The organism is Bacillus sp. LR_5 (assembly GCF_042709275.1).
Map to the genome: position 1 here is coordinate 1 of NZ_JAVAXX010000050.1, position 24,862 is coordinate 24,862.

The 24,862-nt window shown below is 46.1% G+C and carries 22 protein-coding genes; 8 read left to right on the top strand and 14 right to left on the bottom strand.

The window, feature by feature from the left end; translation table 11 throughout:
• Positions 1-285: 285 nt before the first annotated feature.
• Both rlmD and RAC86_RS12860 read right to left on the bottom strand, forming a co-directional pair.
• The gene (gene rlmD, locus RAC86_RS12855; RefSeq protein WP_003233644.1) at positions 286-1,686 is read right to left on the bottom strand and encodes a 23S rRNA (uracil(1939)-C(5))-methyltransferase RlmD; all 1,401 of its coding nucleotides are present in this window, start codon (positions 1,684-1,686) and stop codon (positions 286-288) included.
• A gap of 113 nt (positions 1,687-1,799) precedes the next feature.
• Positions 1,800-2,663, bottom strand: a complete 864-nt coding sequence (locus RAC86_RS12860) for a DNA-3-methyladenine glycosylase family protein (RefSeq protein ID WP_377885693.1) — start codon at positions 2,661-2,663, stop codon at positions 1,800-1,802.
• A 118-nt stretch (positions 2,664-2,781) separates the two neighbouring features.
• Between RAC86_RS12860 and corA the strand changes: the two genes are divergently transcribed.
• Positions 2,782-3,741, top strand: coding sequence for a magnesium/cobalt transporter CorA (gene corA / locus RAC86_RS12865; RefSeq protein WP_029317480.1), 960 nt, complete (start codon positions 2,782-2,784; stop codon positions 3,739-3,741).
• 98 nt (positions 3,742-3,839) lie between these two features.
• Positions 3,840-4,700: an NAD(P)-dependent oxidoreductase gene (locus tag RAC86_RS12870; protein ID WP_046380859.1), complete on the top strand. Its 861-nt coding sequence runs from the start codon at positions 3,840-3,842 to the stop codon at positions 4,698-4,700.
• Between the two features lie 37 nt (positions 4,701-4,737).
• Here RAC86_RS12870 and pdaA read toward each other — a convergent pair whose 3' ends face one another.
• Positions 4,738-5,529 (bottom strand): delta-lactam-biosynthetic de-N-acetylase, encoded by a 792-nt coding sequence (gene pdaA / locus RAC86_RS12875; protein WP_003244439.1) that lies wholly within the window; start codon positions 5,527-5,529, stop codon positions 4,738-4,740.
• Positions 5,530-5,628: 99 nt separating this feature from the next.
• Positions 5,629-5,814: an SE1561 family protein gene (locus RAC86_RS12880; protein WP_003223132.1), complete on the bottom strand. Its 186-nt coding sequence runs from the start codon at positions 5,812-5,814 to the stop codon at positions 5,629-5,631.
• Between the two features lie 144 nt (positions 5,815-5,958).
• Here RAC86_RS12880 and yfkAB point away from each other — a divergent pair, with 144 nt between their 5' ends.
• Together yfkAB and mscC are read left to right on the top strand one after the other, a co-directional pair.
• Complete coding sequence (gene yfkAB, locus RAC86_RS12885; RefSeq protein ID WP_003233655.1) at positions 5,959-7,080, top strand: radical SAM/CxCxxxxC motif protein YfkAB; 1,122 nt, start codon at positions 5,959-5,961, stop codon at positions 7,078-7,080.
• A complete protein-coding gene (gene mscC, locus RAC86_RS12890; protein ID WP_010886444.1) occupies positions 7,081-7,923 on the top strand; it encodes a mechanosensitive ion channel protein MscC in 843 nt (280 codons plus the stop codon).
• Between the two features lie 38 nt (positions 7,924-7,961).
• On the opposite strand, the gene RAC86_RS12895 is transcribed toward mscC, so the two are convergent.
• On the bottom strand, positions 7,962-8,756 hold the full coding sequence (locus tag RAC86_RS12895; RefSeq protein ID WP_003233657.1) for a YfkD famly protein: 795 nt from the start codon (positions 8,754-8,756) through the stop codon (positions 7,962-7,964).
• A gap of 70 nt (positions 8,757-8,826) precedes the next feature.
• Positions 8,827-9,882 carry a calcium/proton exchanger gene (gene cax / locus RAC86_RS12900; RefSeq protein WP_003233658.1) on the bottom strand — a complete coding sequence of 352 codons (1,056 nt, stop codon included), beginning with the start codon at positions 9,880-9,882 and terminating at the stop codon, positions 8,827-8,829.
• Between the two features lie 167 nt (positions 9,883-10,049).
• Here cax and RAC86_RS12905 point away from each other — a divergent pair, with 167 nt between their 5' ends.
• On the top strand, positions 10,050-11,225 hold the full coding sequence (locus tag RAC86_RS12905) for an MFS transporter (RefSeq protein ID WP_003243008.1): 1,176 nt from the start codon (positions 10,050-10,052) through the stop codon (positions 11,223-11,225).
• Between the two features lie 198 nt (positions 11,226-11,423).
• On the opposite strand, the gene RAC86_RS12910 is transcribed toward RAC86_RS12905, so the two are convergent.
• The 3 genes from RAC86_RS12910 to yfkJ are packed head-to-tail and all read right to left on the bottom strand — an operon-like array spanning position 11,424 to position 13,083.
• Positions 11,424-12,251 (bottom strand): YihY family inner membrane protein, encoded by an 828-nt coding sequence (locus tag RAC86_RS12910; RefSeq protein WP_014479170.1) that lies wholly within the window; start codon positions 12,249-12,251, stop codon positions 11,424-11,426.
• Between the two features lie 23 nt (positions 12,252-12,274).
• Positions 12,275-12,595, bottom strand: a complete 321-nt coding sequence (locus RAC86_RS12915) for a hypothetical protein (RefSeq protein ID WP_003233665.1) — start codon at positions 12,593-12,595, stop codon at positions 12,275-12,277.
• Between the two features lie 17 nt (positions 12,596-12,612).
• Positions 12,613-13,083, bottom strand: a complete 471-nt coding sequence (gene yfkJ / locus RAC86_RS12920) for a protein-tyrosine-phosphatase (protein WP_003243480.1) — start codon at positions 13,081-13,083, stop codon at positions 12,613-12,615.
• A gap of 202 nt (positions 13,084-13,285) precedes the next feature.
• On the opposite strand from yfkJ, the gene RAC86_RS12925 reads away from it, so the two are divergent.
• Together RAC86_RS12925 and RAC86_RS12930 are read left to right on the top strand one after the other, a co-directional pair.
• Complete coding sequence (locus RAC86_RS12925; protein WP_015715504.1) at positions 13,286-13,501, top strand: DUF1128 domain-containing protein; 216 nt, start codon at positions 13,286-13,288, stop codon at positions 13,499-13,501.
• A 109-nt stretch (positions 13,502-13,610) separates the two neighbouring features.
• A complete protein-coding gene (locus RAC86_RS12930; protein ID WP_003233671.1) occupies positions 13,611-14,801 on the top strand; it encodes an MFS transporter in 1,191 nt (396 codons plus the stop codon).
• A gap of 38 nt (positions 14,802-14,839) precedes the next feature.
• On the opposite strand, the gene yfkM is transcribed toward RAC86_RS12930, so the two are convergent.
• Positions 14,840-15,358 (bottom strand): general stress protein 18, encoded by a 519-nt coding sequence (gene yfkM / locus RAC86_RS12935; protein ID WP_014479166.1) that lies wholly within the window; start codon positions 15,356-15,358, stop codon positions 14,840-14,842.
• A gap of 242 nt (positions 15,359-15,600) precedes the next feature.
• Between yfkM and RAC86_RS12940 the strand changes: the two genes are divergently transcribed.
• Positions 15,601-19,989 (top strand): multifunctional 2',3'-cyclic-nucleotide 2'-phosphodiesterase/3'-nucleotidase/5'-nucleotidase, encoded by a 4,389-nt coding sequence (locus RAC86_RS12940; RefSeq protein ID WP_377885694.1) that lies wholly within the window; start codon positions 15,601-15,603, stop codon positions 19,987-19,989.
• A 37-nt stretch (positions 19,990-20,026) separates the two neighbouring features.
• Here the strand turns inward: RAC86_RS12940 and RAC86_RS12945 are convergent, their stop codons facing one another.
• The 4 genes from RAC86_RS12945 to treP form a co-directional block, all read right to left on the bottom strand.
• Positions 20,027-20,692, bottom strand: a complete 666-nt coding sequence (locus RAC86_RS12945) for an NAD(P)H-dependent oxidoreductase (RefSeq protein ID WP_014476144.1) — start codon at positions 20,690-20,692, stop codon at positions 20,027-20,029.
• A 139-nt stretch (positions 20,693-20,831) separates the two neighbouring features.
• On the bottom strand, positions 20,832-21,548 hold the full coding sequence (gene treR / locus RAC86_RS12950; protein WP_003233679.1) for a trehalose operon repressor: 717 nt from the start codon (positions 21,546-21,548) through the stop codon (positions 20,832-20,834).
• Between the two features lie 20 nt (positions 21,549-21,568).
• Positions 21,569-23,254 (bottom strand): alpha,alpha-phosphotrehalase, encoded by a 1,686-nt coding sequence (gene treC, locus RAC86_RS12955; RefSeq protein ID WP_377885695.1) that lies wholly within the window; start codon positions 23,252-23,254, stop codon positions 21,569-21,571.
• Between the two features lie 70 nt (positions 23,255-23,324).
• Positions 23,325-24,737, bottom strand: coding sequence for a PTS system trehalose-specific EIIBC component (gene treP / locus RAC86_RS12960; protein WP_377885696.1), 1,413 nt, complete (start codon positions 24,735-24,737; stop codon positions 23,325-23,327).
• Between the last annotated feature and the right edge of the window lie 125 nt (positions 24,738-24,862).

Here is a 24,862-nt window from a genome sequence, read left to right on the forward strand (position 1 = left end):
ATAATTTTACAAATTATGAAAATACATCTATGATTTTACATCATTCTACTCATGTATTTTAAACATACTGGGAGGATATTTTTCCGGTTAAATAACGCTTTTTTTCACCTGCTTTTCAACACGTTTTTTCAATTCTTTTCGCCAGTTAAAATAAAGATCTCCGAGAATGAGAAGGAAGATAAAATTGAGAAAAGACAGTTAGGACAAGGGCTGCACATGAAAAAGACCTGGAAATCGGAATTGTTTATTTTACCGAAATCCAGGTCTGATTAGGTATTGTTTATTTTAGTTGGACGATTTTAATACAAGCCTCGCCACTGCTTCAACATGCGCCGTCTGCGGAAACATATCGACAGGCTGAATATAGTCCACGCGATAGTCCTTCGAAAGCGTCTGCAAATCCTTCGCAAGCGTGGATGGATTGCAGGAAACGTAGACAAAGCGTTTCGGTTTGACTTTTTTGATCGTGTCCAAGAACGTGCTGTCACAGCCCGTTCTTGGCGGGTCTACAATGACGACGTCCGGGCGGAAGCCTTCTTTCGTCCATTTCGGGAGCCAGTGCTCGGCTGTTCCTGTTACGTATGTGGCATTTGCCATGCCGTGTTTTTTGGCGTTTTTCTTAGCATCGTCAATCGATTCCTTGATGACGTCCATGCCGCGGACTTCCTTCGCTCCGTCCGCAACCCACATGCCGATAGTGCCGACGCCGCAATACGCATCAACGACTTTTTCTTTTCCGGTCAGCTGCGCCGCTTTTTTCACTTCATCATACAGCTTGACGGTCTGTTCCGGATTGAGCTGGAAGAAAGCGCGGGCGCTCAATTCAAAAGATACGTCGCCGAGCACTTCTTGAATTACTGTTTTTCCGGCAAGCTGTTTTGTTTTCTCGCCAAAAATCACTGAAGTTTTCGCCCCGTTTACATTCTGAATAATGGATTTGACCTCTGGCAATCGCTTTTGAATCGCTTTGACGATTTCTTCCTTGTGCGGAAGCGTTTCTTTTGCAGTTACAAGCACGACCTGCACTTCGCCTGTTTCAAAGCCGACTCTCGTCACGATCGTGCGAACGTCGCCTTTTCGTTTTCTTTCATTATAAACAGACACATTGAAGTCCTCTAAAATGCGGCGGACGATGCCTGTTGTTTTGTTCGTTGCCGGATGCTGAACGATACAGTCTTTAATCGGAACGATGTCATGAGAATCAAGTCCGTATAAGCCGGCGATGATGCTGCCGCTTTGCGAGCGCCCGATCTGGAATTGGCTTTTATTGCGGTAATTCCACGGGTTGTCCATGCCGATCGTTTCTTTGATTTCCATGTTTTCAACTTTAAACTTCGTATGGCGTTCAAGAGACTGAATGACGATATCGCGTTTTTCCCGAAGCTGCTGGCTGTATGCAAGGTGCTGAAGCTGACAGCCGCCGCATTGTTCATAAACAGGGCAAGGCGGTGCCACCCGGTGCTCAGATGCCTTGCGGATTTTCTTAATGCGGCCCTCCGAAAACTTCGGCTGGACCTTTGTGGCCTGCACAACAACTTCTTCGCCAGGAAGCGCGCCGGGCACGAAGACGACTTTTTTCTTAAAATAGCCGACACCTTCTCCGTTAATGCCGAGACGCTTAATCGTCAGCGGAAAAGTTTGTCCGACCTTCAGTTCGACGGGCGCCTGTTTCTTTTGTTGGTTCACGTTGTTCTCTCCGTTTCTATATAAAGCTTTCTGCGGATGGCAGAAAGTGAAATGGTTTTTTCACATCTTTCTAGTATAACACGTTTGCAGGATTTCCTTCATTGTCAGATGAATTATTCTATACTTCTCCACAAATATAAAGACGCATAGCTTAAATAAGGCTCCCACTCCTTGCTCATCGCCAGCATGACATCCTTTGCCGGCTTATCGTCCAGCTGAAAGTGGCGTTTGATGGCATTCTGGAGGCCGATATCGGCAAGCGGGAATAAATTGGGACGGCCAAGTCCGAACATGAGGATATTTTGCACGGTCCACGGGCCGATACCCCTAATTTTGATCAGTTTCTTCATAATGTCTTCATCCGCCATATGCGGCAGCTCTGACAAGCTGAGTGTGCCTTCTGCGATCATCCTTGATGTATCAATGGTGTATTCCGCTTTTCTCATGCTGAATTGCAGATCACGCAGATCCTGATAATCGAGTTCCGCAATCGTTTCCGGCTTTGGATAGCACCACACGCCATCCTTCTGCTCGCCAAACGCATGAACAAACCGTTCTGTTAGCGTGTAAGCGAAGGAAAGATTGAGCTGCTGGTGGATAATGCATTTCATCATGCAGTTGTACACGCTGTAGTCCAGAACAAGCGGCGTCCCGGCATGCTCTTCAAAAATGGCGGACAGGCTCGTTTTTGAAAAATGATCCAGAACGTGCTGCAAATTATTTTCCCATTGAAAAATCCGCTTGATTTCCTTCATCATTTCTCCCTGATCCGTTTCCCCGCTGACGAGGAACTCAGGCTCGCCCGCATGGCCTAACGCCTGTACCTTTACAATACATACGGTCCCCGCTTGATTTCTGAATGGCACACGGACTTCCCTCGCCTCTCGATCAACAGCATTGAGGGGGTCTAAAGACAGCCTGTCCAGCACGCGGTCAAAATGATACGGAGGCGTGACAGATACTTTTTCCTTCCACATGAGATCCACCCTTTTTTCCGTTTTTGTTCAGTATAACATGCCACTGGAATTAGGCAGAGAGTACCGTATACTTTTCTCATAAAGACCGCATGATATAATGGCAGGTGGAGGGTTGTTTATGATCAACATTACCGCAATCACAACAGAGCATCAGCTGCTGAAAAATATACCGATCGAACGAGTGGAACAGCCTGATATTGCATGGTACTGGGTTGATTTTTACGGCCCGGAGGATACGGAAACGGCGTTATTGAGAGATTTTTTTCATTTTCACCCGCTTGCCATTGAGGATTGCTTCCAGCATATGCAGCGGCCGAAGCTTGACCATTATGACGGCTATCGTTTTTACGTGATTCATGCGCTGAATAAGGAAACACTTGAAATGGAGGAAGTCGATATCTTTCAAGGCGAAAAATTTGTCGTCACCTTTCATTTACACGAAACGCCAGGTATCGCTAAAGTCCGGGAGCGTTTGTATGCTTCACCGGACATATTGAAAAAAGGGCCCGGGCATATTTCTTATATGATCATGGATCAGCTTGTTGATGAATATTTTCCTCTCGTGTATAAAATTGAAGACCGGCTGAATGAAATTGAAGAAAGCCGTCCCCACAAAACGTATGGAACGCTGATGAACGAGGTGTTTGATCTCAGAACAGACCTATTGCATTTGAGACGGACGATTATCCCGATGCGTGATTTGCTCTACCGGATTTTAAGCCTTGACCATGTGAAAGAGCAGCGGGAAACGAAAGCCTATTTCAGCGACATATATGATCATTTGTTAAAGTTGTCTGAAATTGTGGAATCCAACCGTGACATGACGTCTGACTTGCGTGACAGCTACGTGACGCTAAACTCAAACCGGATGAATGCGATTATGATGACACTGACGATCGTATCAACCATTTTTATCCCGCTCACCTTTATTGCCGGTGTATACGGTATGAACTTCGACTTTATGCCGGAACTGCATTGGAAATACGGATATTTCGCTGTACTTGGCCTGATGGCCGCGCTTGTGATTGGAATGCTGATTTGGTTTGTACATAAAGGATGGTTCAATATTTTTAAATGAGGACAGCGAGTAGCTGTTCTTTTTTGTTGTAAGCCGATCGCTATGCATATTCTGTTCATATTGTTTATAATGGAAAAAATATTCAGGGAGTGATCAGATTGAAAATTGCTGTCATCGGACTCGGCAATATGGGACAGCCCATTGCCCGAAATGTTCTTCAAGCAGGCTACGAATTGACTGTCTATAACCGGACGAAACAAAAGACAGAAGACCTTGTCACAGAAGGCGCACAGGCAGCTGATACGCCGCGGCTGGCGGCAAAATCCGCTGATATTGTCATCACAATGCTTGCAGATGATGATTCTGTCAGCACCGTGACATTCGGAGAAGACGGGCTGCTTGAAGGATTAGCAGAGAACGGCATTCACATCTCGATGAGTACAATCAGTGTTGAGTTCTCAGAAAAGCTCGCAGCGGCTCATGCAGAGAAAGGACAATTTTTTCTCGCCGCTCCTGTCCTTGGCAGACCGGATGCCGCAGCCAAAGCCGCGCTTCGCATCATAACAGCAGGACCGGCAGAAGCGAAGCAAACCGCCAAGCCTCTGCTCGACAGCCTCAGCCAGCAGGTATTTGACGTCGGCGAAGAAAGCAAGACGGCAAATGCAGCCAAAATCAGCATCAATTTCTTGCTTGTGTCCATGCTGGAGGCGTTATCTGAATCCTTTTTAATGATGGAGAAATACGGCTTAGAACAAAAACAATTTTTAGAAATCGCCAGCGCGCTCTTTGGTTCTCCAGTCTATCAAAATTACGGAACCATTATGGCCGAGCAGAAATTTGAGCCGGCCGGCTTCAAAATGTCTTTAGGGCTGAAGGATACCAACCTGGCACTCGCCGCCGCAAAACGGGTTTCTGCAAATCTTCCTCTTGCCGAGCTAGCCAAAAGCCATTTTGAAAACGGGATTGAGAAAGGCTTCGGGGATCTGGACTGGGCCGCACTGATTAAATGTATAAAATAAAGAAAAGCCTCTCCGTTTAAGGAGAGGTCTTTCTCTTTTACAAAGACGGCAGCCTCATTTCTTTCTCAAACATCAGATCATCAATGCTTTTAAATGTGTAGCCCTGTTTTTTCAGATCTGTAATCGCGTCATCCAGCGCTTCTGCATTGTCCCTCGATACGGTGTGAAGCAGGTAAATGGCTCCCGGGTGCGCCTGCTTGATCATATGATCGTAGGCATATTTCTTTCCCTTTTGGTTGTTGATTTTCCAATCAACAAAAGCGACCGACCAGAAAACGGTTTGATAGCCGAGGCGTTTCGTTTCTTTCAGTACGTACTCACTGAACACGCCGCGCGGCGGACGCAAGTACAGATTGTCCTGCTTTCCCGTAATTTTATAAACCTCTTCATTGACTGAATCAAGTTCATCCTGAATCTGATCAGCTGTTTTTGTCGTTAAATCCGGATGGTGAAAGGAATGGTTGCCGATAATATGGCCCTCATCTGACATACGTTTGATCAGCTGAGGCTGGTCCTTTACGAAATGCCCGGTGACAAAAAACGTTCCTGTTACGCGATGTTTTTTTAAGACATCAAGCACTTTTGGCGTATAGCCATTTTCATATCCGTTATCAAACGTTAAGTAAATCGTTTTTTCCTTTGTATTCCCTAAATAAAACGCGTCATATTTTTCAATTAAACTGTTCAGCTGCTTCCCGGCATCTGGCGGCTGATGATTGACACTTCGTTTAAAGCCCCAATTAATCGGCTCATTCGGCACCGCTTCCGCCTGTGCTGCACCTCCGGCAAGCAATACGGCGGCGCAGCATATTGAACACATCCACTTCATGGCCAGCGCTCCTTCTGCTTTTTTCTTATTTTACAGATAGGGGCTTTGTTTTATACTGTTGCTTTATGCCAATAAAAAAACCGCGGCGGGCGCGCGGTTTTATTCCCAATCTTTTTTAAAACGTTCGTATTTGGCTTCCAGGTCATCAAGCATGCTGATGAGCCTGTCTATATCTTCAACGTCGGTTGCTTCAGGGTCTAATGAATCGATGACGTTCATAAACATGTCAAGTCTGTTCTTTAAATAATCAATCTGCTGATCTTTATTGTTTACGGCGTTCCCCATTCTGTTCCTCCATTCATTTTTTATTATGGTAGCTCATTTTTTGCGGTTTTTCAATCGCCGCGCTACTTGCGATCTTGGCAAATCAGGTCTAAAATTAACTGTTGGCAGCGTTAGTATGCCCATTTATAAAGGAGTTAGATAGTCATGACACAAAACACGAAGCTGCGTCCGATTACGCCCGAGTTTGACCCTTGGGAAGCCTATATGGATGTTGACCAATACGGAGACATGCAGCTGACAAACGTTGAATTCACAACAACGACACTGTGCAATATGAGATGCGAGCATTGTGCTGTAGGCTATACATTGCAGCCTAAAGACCCGAATGCTCTGCCAATAGATCTTCTGTTAAAACGGCTGGAGGAAATCCCGCGCCTCAGATCCATCAGCATCACAGGCGGAGAGCCGATGCTTTCGTTGAAATCAGTAAAAGAATATGTTGTTCCTTTATTGAAATATGCCCATGAACGGGGTGTGCGGACACAAATTAATTCAAATCTGACCCTCGACATCGAGCGGTACGAATGGATCATTCCGTATCTCGATGTGCTACATATTTCTCATAACTGGGGTACAGTTGAAGATTTTGCTGAAATCGGCTTTGCCATGATGGACAGAAAACCGACCTTCGAACAGCGCGCGCGCTATTTTGAAAAAATGATCGAAAACAGCCGCACGCTCGTAGATGCCGGAGTAATGGTATCTGCGGAAACGATGCTGAACAAACGAACACTTCCGCATATTGAGCATATTCACCGCCAAATCACAGAAGATATGAAATGTCAGCGTCACGAGGTCCACCCAATGTATCCAAGCGATTTCGCAAGCGCTCTTGAATCCCTCAGCCTGAAAGAGATGAGACAGGCCATTCACCGCTTGCTGGATATTCGTGATGAAAATACGTGGATGCTGTTCGGAACGCTGCCGTTTTATGCCTGCAGTCCGGACGAAGACGACCAAAAGCTGCTTCGCCGGCTTCGCGCGGCGAAAAACGTCACAGTGCGAAATGACCCTGACGGCCGGTCCCGCCTGAATGTGAACATTTTCGACGGAAACATTATCGTGACCGATTTCGGTGATACCCCGCCGCTTGGCAACATTCAGACGGACAGCCTCCCTTCCGCCTATGAAAAGTGGAGAGAGACCAAGCTTGCGAAGGAACTAAGTTGCCACTGCCCGAATGTCCGGTGCCTCGGACCGAATGTTCTTGTCAAAAACAGTTATTATCAGGATACAGACTTCACAAAACGTCAAGCCAGGAGTTAGATGCGGATGAAAGAAACACTTACGGAGATTTTTCAAAATAAAATCGTCGATATTCTCCTCGTTGCCGTTATCCTTTGGATCGGTGTCTTTATCATCAACCGGCTGGTACAGCTATTTTTTAAACGGACAGATTTTATTGAAGAAAAAAAGGAAAAAACGATTGAAAGCCTTGTCCGTTCTGTCACCCAGTATACGGCGACAATTGGTTTTATCTTTTACGTTATTTCTTTATTTGTGCATGATTTCGGCAAGATATTGGCCGGGGCGGGCGTAGCAGGTATCGTGATCGGTTTTGGCGCCCAATCGCTGATCAAAGATGTGCTGGCTGGTGTGTTCTTAATATACGAACGCCAGCTGCACAAAGGCGATTATGTCACCGTCAACAACTTGTTCAACGGGACAGTGGAGGAAATCGGCCTCCGCTCGCTGCAAATCCGGGAATGGAGCGGGAAGCTGCTCACCATCAGCAACGGCGAGGTCAGACAAATAGAGAACTATAATATTGATTTTATGCGGATTACCGAATCCTTTCTTATCAGCTTTAAAGAAGATCCGGACCGCGTGTACAGCGTGTTGGAAGAGGCATGTGACATGCTGAATGAAGAGCTTCGTGATTCATTGAAGCGGGATGAATTCGGCAATCCGACAGAACCATTTCAAATCCACGGCATCACCGCATTGAATAAAATCAATCGCGGCGTCGAATTTACGGTTAAAGGCATGGTGAAAGATGATGATTATTTCAGTGCCAGCCTTGCAGTAAGACGGGTTCTCGTTCGCCAGCTCTACCAAAACAATGTGCAAATGCTTGAGGAAGCGGTCCGAATCGAGAGAACCCAATAAACAAAAAAACTGATTCCGAGTTGGAATCAGTTTTTTATTTATCTTGGCAGTGAGGAAAGCTGAAAACCAAATGTGACATGATCTTGAACCGGAATCCACGCGCCGATTCCCTGTGACGTGACATTTTTCACGACGAGTTTTCGTTTATTTCCTTTCAGCACTAAGTACACTTCTCCGTAAGTCACTTTTCCTTTTTCATTCACAGCCGGTGCATATGCATGTAGATAACCGATTTTTTTAGGAGCGACCTTATAAATCTGATCCCGTTTTGTGCCAGCCCCAATGACCGTCTCAAATGCAAGCGGGAGGTTCGTTTTCTTCATTGCTTTTTGCATCATCATGCTTTTGACATCTTCAGCATTTGGAACTTTAGCTGTCAAGCCACCCTTCACTCTGTACTGCTGTTCCTGGGCATAATGCATTTCAGCAGTTTCTTTCCCGCCGCGGTTATCCGCACGGTTTGTATTGATTTTTTTATATTCCCAGTTTGCGACTGTTTCATTTGATTCATAGCCGAGCGCCCATTTCCCGAGAAATATTGTCGCCCGGTACCCTACTGCAAGCGGTGTGCCGGATATGTTGGATTCATTCAGCATTTTGATGAGATGCGGATTTTCAATCTTTACCTCAGAATGATCGAGCAATTCCTTTGCCAGCTTGCTCGGCTGAAGCATTGGCTGATCCTGTGAAGCATTCGGATACGTGTTTTCCTTTGAAATGCTTGCGACAGAATTAGGAACCTTAAACTGCTTTTTCGCGTGGATGGGCTGAACGCCGAAAAAACTAAAGAATAACAACACAATAAGTGTGGAATGAAATAGCTTTTTCATCATATCACTCTTTCTATGGCATTTTCCCTTAGTCTTTTCATCCCGCTTTGTTGTTATCCATCATTTTTTCAGGTTAAAGAAGGAAAAAGCCGATCGCCATAATGACATATGCAGCAAGCAGTGTCGCCCCTTCAAACCAGTTGGAATCCCCGTCATTCGAAATCGCGATCATCAAGAGAACCGCTGATACCATCGCGACGAGCTCAGGCAATGTAAATACAAGCGGCATGCTTGTCGGAAAAAAGATAGAACAGATGACGAGAACCGGTGCGACAAACATAGCGATCTGCAGCGTAGAGCCGACTGCAATTTCAACCGCAATGTCCATTTTATTTTTGAAGGCCATAATAATCGCTGACGCGTGCTCCGCCGCATTTCCTACAATCGCCACGATGATGACCCCGATAAACAGCTCGCTCCACCCGAACTGTTCAGCAACCGAGTGAAAGGTATGGACCAGGTTTTCGGATATGTATGCAACCACAATCGTTGCCGCAAACAAGACAATCGTCGCAACCTTCCCTGACCATTCCGGCTCTTCCTCTTCTTCAGACTGAGCGGCATTATTCGGCTGATAAACGCCCCGATGCGTGACAAGTTTAAAGTACAGCGCCGCCACATACAACAGAATCATAATGATGCTGATGCCGATGCTTAAATTGAGCTTGCTGGCGTTTCCCATACCAACAGAGAATACCTCCGGAATCACAAAGGCGACAATGATGGCAAAAATCAGAAGCCCGGAGTTATGGCGGGCATCATGGATATTAAATTCCTGCCGCTTATATTTTAAACCGCCGACAAAAAACGATAGGCCCGCTACCAGCAGCAGGTTCCCCAGCACTGAACCGGTTAAAGAGGCAAGCACGATTCCTGTCAGGCCTTCCTTTAATGCAAAAAGGGAAATAATCAGCTCCACCGCATTCCCGAAGGTGGCATTCAACAAACCGCCGATACGCGGTCCTGCAATGATGGAAAGTGATTCTGTCGCCCTCCCCATATAGCTTGCAAGCGCGATAATCGTCACGCAATAAACGGCAAAAAGAACCGCGGAAGGCCAATGCATCAAACTGCCAATCACAGAAAGCGGAACACCGGCCGCCACTAAAATAAAAAAGATACGATTCATGGTGAAATAGCTCCTTTTTTATGACTTGTTTTATTTTTATTCTTCACAAAAACCTTCATGATTACACGAGGGCAAATGTATAGCGTGATATAGGCTTTTTTCAGGTTGCCTGCTTTTGGAAAACGTTGTACGATCAACATAGATTCCACATAAGGAGAACTGACACGATGTCACGATTTCATTTCTTTATCCTTGTCTTGCTCGTATCCATTTCCGGGTTTTCACAAGGCATGCTGCTGCCTGTCATTTCAATCATTTTTGAAACAAATGGAGAATCCGCTGCTATCAACGGCCTGCACGCGACCGGGCTGTATATCGGTGTGCTTTTGGCTTCGCCGTTTATGGAAGCGCCGCTCAGAAAGCTCGGGTTCAAGCCGCTGATCGTCATGGGCGGAAGCATTGTCATTTTAAGCTTATTCGGATTTATTTGGCTTCAGTCAGTTTGGGTCTGGTTCCTGCTTCGCCTGTTCATTGGAATCGGCGACCACATGCTTCACTTCTCTACGCAAACGTGGGTGACCTCCATGTCATCAAAACAAAATCGCGGAAGAAACCTGTCTATTTATGGGCTTTCCTTTGGCCTTGGCTTTGCCGCAGGCCCGTTCATGGTGCCGCTTGTCAAGCTGAGTCCGTCGCTTCCTTTTATCGTGTCCGGCTGCATCAGTCTGTTTGCGTGGCTTTTTGTTTTCTTTCTACAAAATGCATACCCGGAAACCAGTCCTCATGAAACCAAATCAGACAATAGTTTCAGGCGATTTTATCAGGCCATGCTGTTTGGGTGGGTTGCCTTTATGCCTACATTTGGCTATGGCTTTCTGGAAACGGCGCTGAACGGAAGCTTTCCGGTGTACGCGCTCCGTTTGGGGATATCAGTAGACGCAGTAGCGATCATCCTTCCCGCATTTGCGATTGGAAGCATTATCTTTCAGTTTCCGCTCGGCATCCTCAGCGATAAATACGGCAGGCGGAATGTGCTGCTGGTGATTTTGCTGACTGGGGCTCTTTGCTTTTTCATCGCCGGTGTATTTCCTTCGCCCTACGTGATCGGCGGCTGCTTTTTTATTGCAGGAATGGCAGTCGGATCAACCTTTACACTTGGCATCAGCTATATGACAGATCTTCTTCCGCCTCACCTCCTGCCGGCGGGAAACCTGCTTTGCGGCATTACATTCAGTCTCGGCAGCATCCTCGGCCCGGTTGCCGGCGGCTGGTATATGCAGACATTTGAAAGCGCAAACTTGTTCTACTTCATTACTCTCACGCTTAGCGCTGTGTGGCTGGCCCTTGTGCTGGGCAAACCGAAAAGCTGGTCACCGGCTGAAACCTATTCTTCATCTTCTTAATCAAAAAGCCTCCCGACATCATGTCAGGAGGCTTTTATGCTAATGGTAGCCGTTTTGTCCGTTGGCGCTTCCGCTTGTTTTATGGCTCGATTTGCTTTTCGAGTTTTGTTTGTTATGGCTTCCGCCTTTTTTCGTATGCTTGGTCATCACGATATCCCCCCGACTTCTTTTTGAACCGAAGTTCGTTTATAGGGTGCGCTAATGGTAGGGATTTTCATCAGGAAGCTTTTTACGTTTATGTAAAAGAGCGTTGATTTCTCCGCCTAGGATAATTAAAATGCCGCTCAAGTAAAACCAAATCATCAGAACGATGATTCCCCCGATGCTCCCGTAAGTGGCGCTATAGTTCGCAAACGTGCTGACGTAAAACGAAAACAATGTGCTGACAACGATCCAGCCGATGGTCGCAAAGACCGCACCCGGCATGACAAACCGGAGAGACAGCTTTTTGTTCGGCGCAATCACATACAGCGCGGAAAAAACAATCAAAAGCACAAGCGGGCTGACACCCCAGCGAATGGCGGCCCAGACGGATAAAAACAGATCCGATGCGCCGACAAAGTCAGAAGCGAGCCTTCCAATCTCCCGGCCAAATACCGGCAGAAGCAAAGCCACTAAAATCGTAAATACCATGGCAATCGTCAAAAAAATAGAGGTTAGACGAACAATGATAAAAGAGCGGTTTTCTTCCACATCATACGCGTGGTTCAGCGACCGGACGATCGCGTTCATTCCATTAGACGCAGACCATAATGCGGCGATAATCCCGAATGACAGCAAACCGCCATTTCGATTATTTAAGGTTTGATGGGTAATGGATTCAACGAGAGACATCGCACTGGCGGGAGCATATTGTTCTATGACTCCTAAAACATCATCGGTAGAAAGCGGAAGATACGCGGTGAGCGTCAGCATAAAAATCAAAAACGGAAACAGTGACAATAGAAAAAAATACGCCAGCTCCGCTGATTTACTTTGTCCTTCATGAAGGGTGTATCTGCTGAAAAGCTCTTTCAAAAAACTCATGTCGTCTCACCTCGCATGTTTGATCATTTTTTTGAAAAATGCTCTTTCGTTTCTTGCACGAGTTCCATCACTTGCGGCGTTGTTTTCTTCAGCTCTTTCACCTGCTGGTTCACAAAGTCGACTTCCTTTGAAAGCGTTTGGGCAAGCTTTTTGGCCTCATCCACTTTTGTGATAACAGTGTTTTTTAACAGCTCCGGATTGCTTTTATACAGTGAAAGTTTATGCTTGCATGTCAGCCATCTCATGCCGCACGCCTGTCTTGTCGGCTTATGGAGCAGTGATAACGCCGCGCCTGCCGCAGCTCCGAGAAATATCCCTTTCAGCATTAAACGTTCGTTGTTCATGCAAATTCTCCTTTCACTCACAATTGTTTTTCTTTTTGAATGGATGCAAGCAACTGCTCACAGCCCGTTTTGATTAATTGGCAGACCTCTTCAAAGTTCCCTGTGTAGTAAGGATCGGGTACGTCAGCCAGATCTGAATCTTCAACATAGTCCAAGAGCCTTTTGATATGCGAGGTGTTTTTAAAACCCGCCATGCTTCTGAGGCTCCCGATATTTTCTGCGTCCATCGCAATGATGTAATCAAAATCGTCCAGATCCTGTTCGCTGACTTGACGCGCCAGCATGCCATCAAAGCTGATTCCTTCTCTGCGCAATATCTCCTGCGTTCCCTCATGCGGGGGGTTGCCGATGTGCCAGCCGCCAATACCGGCTGAGTCCGCCTTGATTTTCCCCTCTAATCCTTTTTTGGCTGCCAGGTCCCGAAAAATCGCTTCCGCCATCGGAGACCGGCAAATGTTACCTAAACAAACAAATAACACGCTTATCATGATGTGCAACCTCCCTATTCTTTGCCCCTATTTCTCTAAAAAGAAACCTTCATGAATATCTTAGTAGGATGTTCATTTCCTTTTCAACTGATGTCTTCACTTTTTTGGAATGAAAAGCCTGCTTTTAGAATAGGGTTTTTTTCTGATGGAATTCTGTTAGAATAAAACATACCTATATTGCGCATAGAAAGGATGGAACCATTTGTCCAGCCCAAATACAGAAACATTAACTCAAATGATTGAAGAGATTTCCCAAAAGCTGAACATGCTGAACGTCGGCGTAATCAAAGCGGAGGATTTCAGTGATGAGAAGATTGAAGACCTCACGTACCTTCACAGCATGGTGATGAGAAAAGAATCATTCAGCCCAAGTGAAATGCAGGCGATTGCTCAAGAATTAGCCTCGCTTCGTAAATAATGGAGACTGGCCGGAAACTCGGCGAGTCTTTTTTATCATTTCCCCAAACCAATTTTCCTTAGAACAGTAAACAGCAAAGTGTTCGAATAAGATTTGAAGGAGTACAAGCATGCAAACGACATCTATCAAAACAGCATCCGGAATGTATATCAACTACTTCTTTCTGGGGATGGTCAACATCATTCTCGCATCCAATATGTCTTCATTAACAAAACAGTGGAATACCGATCCGACCGGCATCAGTTATGTCATTGCCGCTATCGGGTTTGGCAAACTGCTGACATACGGCATTTCCGGCGTTCTATCAGATAAAATCGGCAGAAAGCCGCTTGTTGTCGCTTCTGCGGGAATTATGGCCGTCTTTTTAGTCGGTATTCCTTTATCACCGAGCTATGAGCTGGCGTTTGTGTTCGCCTTATTAGCCGGAGTCGCAAATTCAGCGATGGATGCCGGAACATATCCGGCCCTAACCGAGCTCTTTCCGTCTGCTTCCGGTTCGGCGAATGTCTTGGTCAAAGCCTTTATGTCTGTCGGGGCCGCACTTTTGCCGCTTTTGATCACATTTTTATCAGACCACAGCATGTTTTACGGATTTGCTTTTTATCTGCCGGCAGCGGTCTATCTCCTGAATATTATTTATTTATCAACGCTTTCGTTTCCTAAAAAACATAAGAAACCAACTAATAGCGGCCAACAGGAATCTCCCGTTTTCTTGTCTGAACCCGTTTTTCAGAAGGAAGGCACCGCACTGATTATCATCGGTTTTACATCCACGGCTTTATTTACGGTTTCTCAAATCTGGCTCCCGAGCTACGCGCAAAAGGCAGCCGGTTTAGCTGAATCAGCATCTGTACAATTGCTGAGCTATTATAGTATAGGATCTCTGGCATCTGTTTTATTATTAGCCGTTTTGCTGAATAGATGGGTCAAACCTGTCTTCATAACGCTCTTATATCCTATTATTACTTTATGTACGCTCGCAGTCATGCTGACCGTTCATATCCCAGTTGTGCTGGACATCACTGCCTTTTTCTTAGGCTTTTCAACTGCGGGTGTGTTTCAAATTACCATTACGTTAATGACAGAGCTTTTCTGGAAGCGAAAAGGAACCGTTACCGGAATTGTAGCGACCGCTTCAAGTCTTGCATCGATTCTGCTGCCGATTGCAACAGGGCTTATCGCAAAAGCGGGGGGCATCGCTCATATTTTCATATTCGACTTCGGCATTGCGGTCATCGGAACGGCTGCAGCTGCTTTCTTGTATTACAGGTACAAGAAACTGACAGGTGCTCAAGCCTAAGCAACAAAAAACGGACGCCCAAGAGCGTCCGTTTTTTCTTATTTCTCAAGCAATGCCAATGACTCGCGGTTAAATGCCGGTATATCTTCCGGTGTGCGGCTAGTGACCAATTGATCCTGGCAAACAACCACTTCCTTGTCCACAACGTCGGCACCGGCGTTTTCCATGTCAACACGAATGGACGTATAGCCCGTCGCTTTTCGGCCGTCGAGCGCTTTCGCATTGATTAAAAGCTGCGGGCCGTGGCAAATGGCGAATACCGGTTTTTTGTCAGTCATAAACGCTTTTGTAAATTGGACGAAACGATCGTCAGCGCGAAGCTGGTCTGGTGAAAATCCTCCGGGAATCAAAAGCGCATCAAAGTCTGAAGGGTTTACGTCGTCAATGGACGCGTCAACCGTCACTTCCGCTTTTCCCTGCTTGCCTTTTACTGTTTTTCCTTTTTCTTTTTCGATGACAGTCAGTTCATGTCCCGCTTCTTTAAAGGCTTTCGCAGGCTCAGTGTACTCGCTGTCCTCAAAATAATCTGTTAAAACAACTGCAATTTTTTTCCCCATGATTCATAACCTCCCGCTTTATATGTCTACATAAAACACTCTACCCCAGCCACACTAAAATAAACATTCCGCGATTGTGGCAAACGATAAGCATAAATACCCAGTATTTGTCGCTTGATACTGATACATAATACTCATTTTTCTCCCTTTTACAATAATCATAAAGAAACACCTACAAATAGTTACAAAATATTCTTACAATAGGAGCTGTAACACAAATTTCGTTGAAAGGTGGAGAACTGGTGAGAATACAGAAAAGACGAACACACGTCAGAAACATTCTCCGTATTCTTTTGCCCCCAATTATGATACTTAGCCTAATCCTCCCAACACCACCCATTCATGCAGAAGAAAGCGCGGCTCCTCAGGTGTATCTGAGTATTTTGGCTACGACTGATATTCATGCCAACATGATGGATTACGATTACTACAGCGACAAAGAAACGGCGGATTTCGGTCTGGCGAGAACAGCGCAATTGATCCAAAAGCACCGCGAGCAAAACCCTAACACCCTTCTTGTGGATAACGGCGACTTGATTCAAGGGAATCCGCTGGGTGAATACGCGGTGAAATATCAAAAAGACGATATTATCTCCGGCGCGAAAACCCATCCGATTATCAGCGTCATGAATGCGCTGAAATACGACGCCGGAACGCTTGGCAATCATGAATTCAACTACGGGCTCGACTTTCTCGACGGCACAATCAAAGGAGCCGATTTCCCGATTGTAAATGCCAACGTCAAAACAACTAGCGGCGAAAACCGTTATACGCCGTATGTGATTAATGAAAAAACCCTCATTGATGAAAACGGTAATGAGCAGAAAGTAAAAGTCGGTTACATAGGCTTTGTCCCGCCGCAAATCATGACATGGGACAAAAAGAATCTCGAGGGGCAGGTTCAGGTGCAGGATATCGTAGAGTCCGCCAATGAAACGATCCCGAAAATGAAGGCGGAAGGCGCAGATGTCATTATTGCCCTCGCCCACACCGGCATTGAAAAGCAGTCACAATCATCAGGTGCAGAAAACGCCGTGTTTGACCTTGCCACTAAAACGAAAGGCATTGACGCGATTATCTCGGGCCATCAGCACGGACTCTTTCCTTCCGCGGAGTATGCGGGTGTTGCTCAATTCGACGTGGAAAAGGGAACAATTAACGGCATTCCTGTCGTCATGCCAAGCAGCTGGGGCAAATATTTAGGCGTGATTGACCTCAAGCTTGAAAAGGCGGACGGCTCATGGAAGGTAGCAGATTCCAAAGGAAGTATTGAATCTATTGCTGGCAACGTCACATCAAGAAACGAAACCGTTACAAACACCATTCAGCAAACACACCAAAACACACTGGAGTATGTCCGAAAGCCAGTCGGCAAAACCGAAGCAGATATTAACAGCTTCTTTGCACAGGTCAAAGATGATCCTTCCATTCAGATCGTGACTGACGCGCAAAAATGGTATGCCGAAAAAGAAATGAAGGATACCGAGTACAAGAACCTGCCGATTTTATCCGCTGGAGCGCCGTTTAAAGCAGGCGGCAGAAATGGAGCCAATTACTATACAAACATTCCAGCCGGAGATCTTGCGATTAAAAATGTCGGTGACTTGTACCTTTACGATAATACTGTTCAAATCGTCAAGCTGACAGGCAGCGAAGTGAAGGACTGGCTGGAGATGTCAGCAGGCCAATTCAATCAAATTGATCCAGCCAAAGGCGGCGATCAGGCCTTGCTGAACGAGAATTTCCGCTCCTATAATTTTGATGTGATTGACGGTGTCACATATCAGGTCGATGTGACAAAACCGGCTAAATACAATGAGAACGGAAAAGTGATCAATGCGGATTCATCCCGTATCATCAATCTTTCCTATGAAGGCAAGCCGATCAGCCCAAGCCAGGAATTTCTCGTAGTCACCAATAACTATCGTGCGTCCGGAGGCGGCGGGTTCCCTCATCTGACGAGCGATAAAATTGTCCACGGCTCTGCAGTTGAAAACAGGCAGGTGCTGATGGATTACATTATTGAACAAAAAACAGTCAATCCAAAAGCAGACAACAACTGGTCAATCGCGCCTGTTTCCGGCACGAATCTGACGTTTGAATCCTCGCTTTTGGCCAAGCCATTTGCCGATAAAGCAGACGATGTCGCTTATGTAGGCAAGTCTGCGAATGAAGGCTATGGTGTGTATAAGCTGCAATTCGATGATGATTCAAATCCAGATCCTCCTAAAGACGGACTGTGGGATCTGACCGTCATGCACACCAATGATACGCACGCACATCTCGATGATGCAGCGAGACGAATGACGAAAATCAACGAAGTACGCAGCGAAACAAATCACAATATTCTCCTTGATGCGGGAGATGTGTTTTCCGGCGATCTGTATTTTACTAAATGGAACGGTTTGGCCGATCTGAAAATGATGAACATGATGGGCTATGACGCCATGACCTTCGGAAACCATGAATTTGACAAAGGCCCGACAGTGCTTTCTGATTTTCTAAGCGGAAACAGCGCAACCGTTGATCCGGCGAACCGCTATCACTTTGAAGCGCCGGAATTTCCGATTGTCAGTGCAAACGTAGATGTGACAAATGAGTCCAAGCTGAAATCATTTGTCAAAAAGCCGCAAACCTTTACGGCAGGTGAAAAGAAGGAGGCCGGCATCCATCCTTACATTCTGTTAGACGTTGACGGGGAGAAAGTCGCCGTATTCGGCCTGACAACAGAAGATACAGCCACCACATCAAGCCCGGGCAAAAGCATCGTATTCAATGATGCCTTTGAAACAGCACAAAACACCGTCAAAGCGATTCAGGAAGAAGAAAAGGTAAATAAAATTATTGCTTTAACCCATATCGGTCATAACCGTGATCTTGAGCTAGCCAAAAAAGTAAAAGGCATTGACTTGATCATCGGCGGACACACTCACACCCTCGTTGACAAAATGGAGGTCGTAAACAACGAAGAACCGACGATCGTGGCACAGGCAAAAGAATACGGCCAATTCTTGGGGCGCGTTGATGTCGCGTTTGATGAAAATGGCGTTGTGCAAACAGACAAATCAAATCTGAGCGTGCTGCCAATTGATGAGCATACAGAAGAAAACGCAGAAGCAAAACAAGAGCTTGATCAGTTCAAAAGTGAATTAGAAGACGTAAAAAATGAAAAAGTCGGCTATACGGATGTGGCGCTTGACGGCCAGCGTGAGCATGTGCGTACGAAAGAAACGAATCTCGGAAACTTCATTGCGGACGGTATGCTGGCAAAAGCGAAAGAAGCAGCCGGCGCCAGAATAGCGATAACAAATGGCGGCGGCATCAGAGCCGGCATTGACAAAGGTGATATCACACTCGGCGAGGTGCTCAACGTGATGCCGTTCGGCAATACGCTTTACGTGGCCGATTTAACCGGAAAACAAATTAAAGAAGCCCTTGAACAAGGCCTAAGCAATGTGGAAAATGGCGGCGGCGCTTTCCCTCAGGTGGCCGGAATCGAATATACCTTTACATTAAACAACAAACCTGGACACCGTGTGTTAGAAGTGAAAATTGAATCGCCTAACGGAGACAAAGTTGCTATAAATACGGATGATACCTACCGCGTGGCAACAAATAATTTTGTCGGTGCCGGAGGAGACGGATACTCTGTCTTTACAGAAGCCTCCCATGGTGAAGACCTTGGCTACGTTGATTATGAGATTTTCAGCGAACAGCTGAAAAAACTAGGAAACAAGGTCTCTCCTAAGCTTGAAGGACGGATCAAAGAAGTATTCCTGCCGACAAAGCAGGAGGACGGCAGCTGGACACTTGATGAAGACAAATTTGCGATTTACGCTAAAAATGCCAACACGCCGTTTGTCTATTATGGAACACATGAAGGATCTCAAGAGAAGCCTATCAATCTTAAAATGAAAAAAGATCAGGTCAAACTTTTGAAAGAAAGAGAATCAGATCCTTCATTGACGGTGTTCAACTACTGGTACAGCATGAAGATGCCAATGGCGAACCTTAAATCAGCAGACACTGCAATCGGAATCAAGTCGACGGGAGAATTGGATGTGTCACTGGCAGATGTATATGACTTTACAGTGAAGCAAAAAGGAAAAGAAATAAAATCATTCAAGGAGCCCGTTCAGCTTTCGCTTCGCATGTTTGATATTGAAGAAGCCCATAACCCTGCCATTTATCATGTCGACAGGAAAAAGAAAGCTTTCATAAAGACAGATAACGGATCAGTTGACGATGATATGGTGACAGGATATACAAACCACTTCAGCGAATACACGATCTTAAATTCCGGAGAGAACAACAAACCGCCTGCATTCCCGTCAGATCAACCGACAGGCGGTGATGACGGCAATCATGGCGGCGGCTCCGACAAACCAGGCGGAAAACAGCCGACTGACGGAAACGGAGGAAATGATACGCCTCCCGGCACTCAACCGACTAACGGCTCTGGAGGAAACGGTTCGGGCGGATCAGGAACAGACGGTCCGGCTGGCGGCCTGCTTCCGGACACAGCCACATCCATGTACTCGATCCTGTTGGCCGGATTTCTGATCAGCGCACTCGGCACCGCAATGTACTTACATCAGAGGAGAAAACAGAATAGAGCGAATCAGGCATAAAAAAAGAGCTGCTCGCTAAGCGAGCAGCTTTCTTTATTTAAACCCACTTCACAACATCTTCAACAGCAGATCTTGTTTTCGGACGAGGGTCTCTCACTCGGTAGCCAAATGCCACCATCACAGAAATATCGAAGCTTCCGTTTTCCAGAAGGCCTTCTTCTTCAAGAATACGGTGAATGTGATCGTACTGGAAGCCTTCTATCGGGCAGGAATCAACACCGATTTGCGCAGCGGCAGTCATCATGTTGCCAAGCGCGATATAGGTTTGTTTTGATGCCCAGTCAAACAATGTTCTGTCACTTTCAAGCAAATGCAAATCGTTTTTCTGGAATTCTTCTGTTTTGCTTAAATAGCCTTCGTACACGTCTTGAGGCATTTGTTTTACTTCTTTTAAATGACGTTTGATGTAGTCCGCATTATATTTGATATCCTTCGCTGTACGCGCAAGAATCAGGACGAAATGGCTTGCGGTCGGCAGCTGCTTTTGCGCGCCCCATGTGTATTCACGAAGCTTCTCGCGGAACTCCGGATTTTGGACGACGACAAATTTCCAAGGCTCAAGGCCGAGTGAGCTCGGAGACAGTCTTCCTGTTTCTAAAATAAATTCAAAATCGCTGTCTGACACTTTTTTATTCGGGTCAAATTCCTTAGTCGCATGCCTGAAATTGTATGCATCCAGAATTTGTTTCTTTAGATCTGCCATGTAAAACACCTCTCCTTTAGGTTACTCTCATCTCTATTGTAGCCATTATGATAAAAAGTAAAAGTACGCACATTTTTGTTGGATAGTATCAATTTTGATACCAAACAAAAAAGCGCGCTGCCGCAGGCAGGCGCCTCTCTCATTTCCCCCGCCGCGCAAAATCAACAAATCGGAATTTGTCGAGACGGTGTCTGCTTTCCGTATATTGAAACAAACTGGTATCCTCCAAAAAGACGTAGTTTCTCACCACGACCATATGGTCATAGCCGCGTAAATCGAGCAGCTCTCTGTCCTCGTCCGTACACGGCTCGGCGACAATTTCTTTTTGGGCGTAACTGATCGAAAGACCGAGCTCTCCTTCTATATATTCATATATGGAGTTTTCACAAATTTCTTTCGTCAGGTGAGGGACATGCTTTCTGAAAAAGTAATCCTTGTCCAAAATCACATGTTCCCCGTCAATCTTTCTAGACCTGATGACTTCCCAGATGTCGTCATCCAGATTGGCCCGGAGCTGTTTTTGGATCAGCTCTGACGGAGGCTCCAGCCCGAATTTGTGTACAGTTGTTTTCGTTTCTTTGCCAAGCGTTTGCGCGAGCTCCTTGAAGCTGACAAGGCCCGAAACGGGAAACTGCATTTTTTCACGATTGAGCACGACGGAGCCTTTTCCCCTGATTTTCTGGATATAACCGTTTTGCGCGAGCATATGAAGCGCCTTTCGGACCGTTTCTCTTGATGTACCGTACTGTGCGGTCAACTCATGTTCAGACGGAAGAATCTCCTCCGCTTTCCATCGGCCGCCTTCAATTTGCTGTGCGATGTCTTTATAAATTGTGATGAATTTATTCACCTTCATTATGGACCACCCAGCTTAGTTTAACACGGTTTCGTTAAACGATAAACAATGGACTCATACGGGCGAAGCGTCATGTTCTGAAGCCCTTCCCTTGCTTCATCGTTCGTCAACAGCACCTCTGCCTTCCATTCGTCAGGCGCTAAAGAGTCCGGCAGTGTAAAGGCCGCCTCTGTCCCGTAAAAATTATTGATCACGAGCAGCTTTTCATTGCTGCCGTGTCTGAGATACGCAAAAATGTTCGGGTCATCCTTTGCGATTAACTCATACGTTCCCTCTGTCACAATGTCATACATTTTGCGAATTCGAATCAATTTTTGATAATGGTAAAACACCGAATTCTGATCCCTCAGCGCCGCTTCAGCATTGATTTCCCGGTAATTTCCTGCAACCGGTATCCATGGTGTGCCCGTTGTAAAACCGCCATTCTCCGTAGCATCCCACTGAACGGGGGTTCTGGAATTGTCACGGGATTTCGCCTGTAAAATGGCTGTGATCTCTTGATCAGCCATTCCTTTTTCCTTAAAGGCGTGATACATGTTCAGCGATTCGACATCCCGATAGGAGCTGATGTCAGTAAACTTCGGATTCGTCATCCCCAGCTCCTCGCCCTGATAAATATAAGGCGTGCCCTGCATCATATGAATGGCCGTAGCAAGCATTTTCGCCGATTTCACCCTATATGCGCCATCATCTCCATATCTTGATACAACGCGCGGCTGATCATGATTGCACCAGAACAGAGCGTTCCATCCTCCTCCTGCGTGCATCCCCGTTTGCCAGTCAGATAGGATCTCCTTCAGCTTCAAAAAATCAAACGGCGCCAAGGCCCATTTTTCGCCGTTAGGATAGTCAACCTTGAGATGATGGAAGCTGAATGTCATATCAAGTTCTTTATTGTCAGGATTCGTATACCGGATGCAGTGGTCTACGGTTGTTGAAGACATCTCACCGACCGTCATGCTGTCATAATGTGAAAACACCTTTTCGTTCATTTCATGCAGAAATTCGTGCACCCGCGGCCCGTCAGTGTAAAAAGAGCGGCCGTCGCCTTCCTCCGCATTCGGAAAGCGCTGATCTTTAGAAATCAGGTTGATGACATCAAGCCTGAAGCCATCTATTCCCTTTTCAAACCAAAAATGCATCATGTCATAGACATGCTTTCTGACCTCTTCATTTTCCCAATTCAAATCAGCCTGCGTCACATCAAACAGATGCAAATAGTATTGGCCCGACGCTTCGTCAAGCTCCCATGCCGAGCCGCCGAATTTCGATTCCCAGTTCGTCGGAACAGAACCGTTTTCCTGCGGGTTTTTCCATATATAAAAATCACGGTACGGACTGTCTATTGAAGAGATCGCCTCGCGAAACCATTTGTGCTCTGTTGACGTATGATTGACAACAAGATCCATGACGACTTTCAGGTCTCTTTTATGTGCTTCGGACACTAGCCGCTCAAAATCCTCCATCGTTCCGTATTCAGGATAAATCGAGTAATAATCACGAATATCGTACCCATTATCATGCTGGGGAGAATCATAAATCGGCGTCAGCCAAAGCACATCCACCTGTAGCGTTTTTAAGTAATCCAGCTTTTCAATAATGCCGTTCAGATCGCCAACACCATTTCCCGTCGTATCATTAAAGCTTTTCGGATAAATTTGATAAACCACAGCTTTTTTCCACCATGGCGTTTGTTCTGTTTTCATCTGTCTCCACCACCATATTTAAATTGAAAACGGGAAAAGGGAACGTTCAACACGTCCCGCTCCCCACTTGTTATTTATGTTTGAATCTCGCATACGCGTATGTTCCGGCAAACGGCACGATCAATACAATAGCCATCCCGATTGCAAACGCGCCCCAGTACTGGCTCATGATTGAGAAAATCCCCGGCACGCCGCCGACACCGACGGAGCTTGCCAGCACACCTTGAGAAGAAATATACATTCCGGCCAGGCCAGAGCTGACCATTGCAATGATAAACGGGAATCTGTATCGCAGATTCACCCCAAAGATGGCAGGCTCTGTAATGCCAAGATAAGCAGAAATCCCTGATGTGAGGGAGAGGCCTTTTTGTTTCTCATCCTTCACGATAAACATCATGGCCAGAGCCGCCGAACCTTGTGCGATATTAGAAAGCGCCAGCATCGGCCATAAAAAGGTGCCGCCGAGCTTTGAACCGATGAGCTGCAGGTCGACTGCAAGAAACGTGTGATGCATACCGGTAATCACGAGCGCTGAGTAGAAACCGCCATATAACAGACCGCCCAGTGCGGCAAAAGAACCAAACACCGAGATAAGCCCTGAAGTCAGTACATTACCGATCGCAAATGTAATCGGGCCGATAATGATAAAAGAGGCAAATCCTGTTAAGAGAAGCGTAATTGGTGCGACAACGAGCAGCTGTATGCCCTCAGGTGTGCGTTTTGTTAAAAATACCTCAATCTTCGCCAGCATATAAGAAGCAAGCAAAATTGGGAGCACCTGGCCCTGATAGCCAACTTTCTGCACCTCTAGGCCGAATAGATTCCATACCGGGATCTCTCCGCTTTGTTCTGCCGCGCCATATCCCCACGCATTCAGCAAATCAGGATGCACGAGCATAACCCCGAGCACAATGCCGAGAAGCGGATTGCCGCCGAAGCGCTTGACGGCAGACCATCCGATTAACGCAGGCAAAAACGTAAAGGCCGTGCCTGCAATTAGGTTAATCATATTAGCAAGATCCGCCCACTGCGGATAAACCTGCACAATCGATTTTGTGCTGAAGAAAATGCCTTCCGCCGTTAAAATGTTATTGATCCCCATTAAAAGACCCGCCGTGACAATCGCAGGCAATATTGGAATAAAAATATCTGCAAGCGTTTTCACAACACGCTGCAAAGGATTCATATTTTTTTCTGAGGCCTTCTTCACTTCATCCTTTGTTGACTCGCCAATCCCCGTTTCCTTAACCAGTTCAGCATATACTTTATTGACAGTTCCCTGGCCGATTACGACCTGAAACTGTCCGTTTGTCGAGAATGATCCCTTTACCACATCAATTTGATCAAGCATCTCTTGGTCAACCTTGCTTTCATCTATTAAAGCAAAACGCAAACGTGTAACACAATGAGTTGCCGCTGCAATATTTTCAGCACCGCCGACTGCTTCGACAATCTGACGTGCCGATTTGTTCAGTTCCCCCATGCCAACCCCTCCGTATCCGTTTTTATAACTTGTATATACAACTTATAATCATATTGTATTCCTGTATATACAGGTAGTCAACACTTTTTTATAGCGCTTTCATCCTAGTCTGGAATATATGAAAC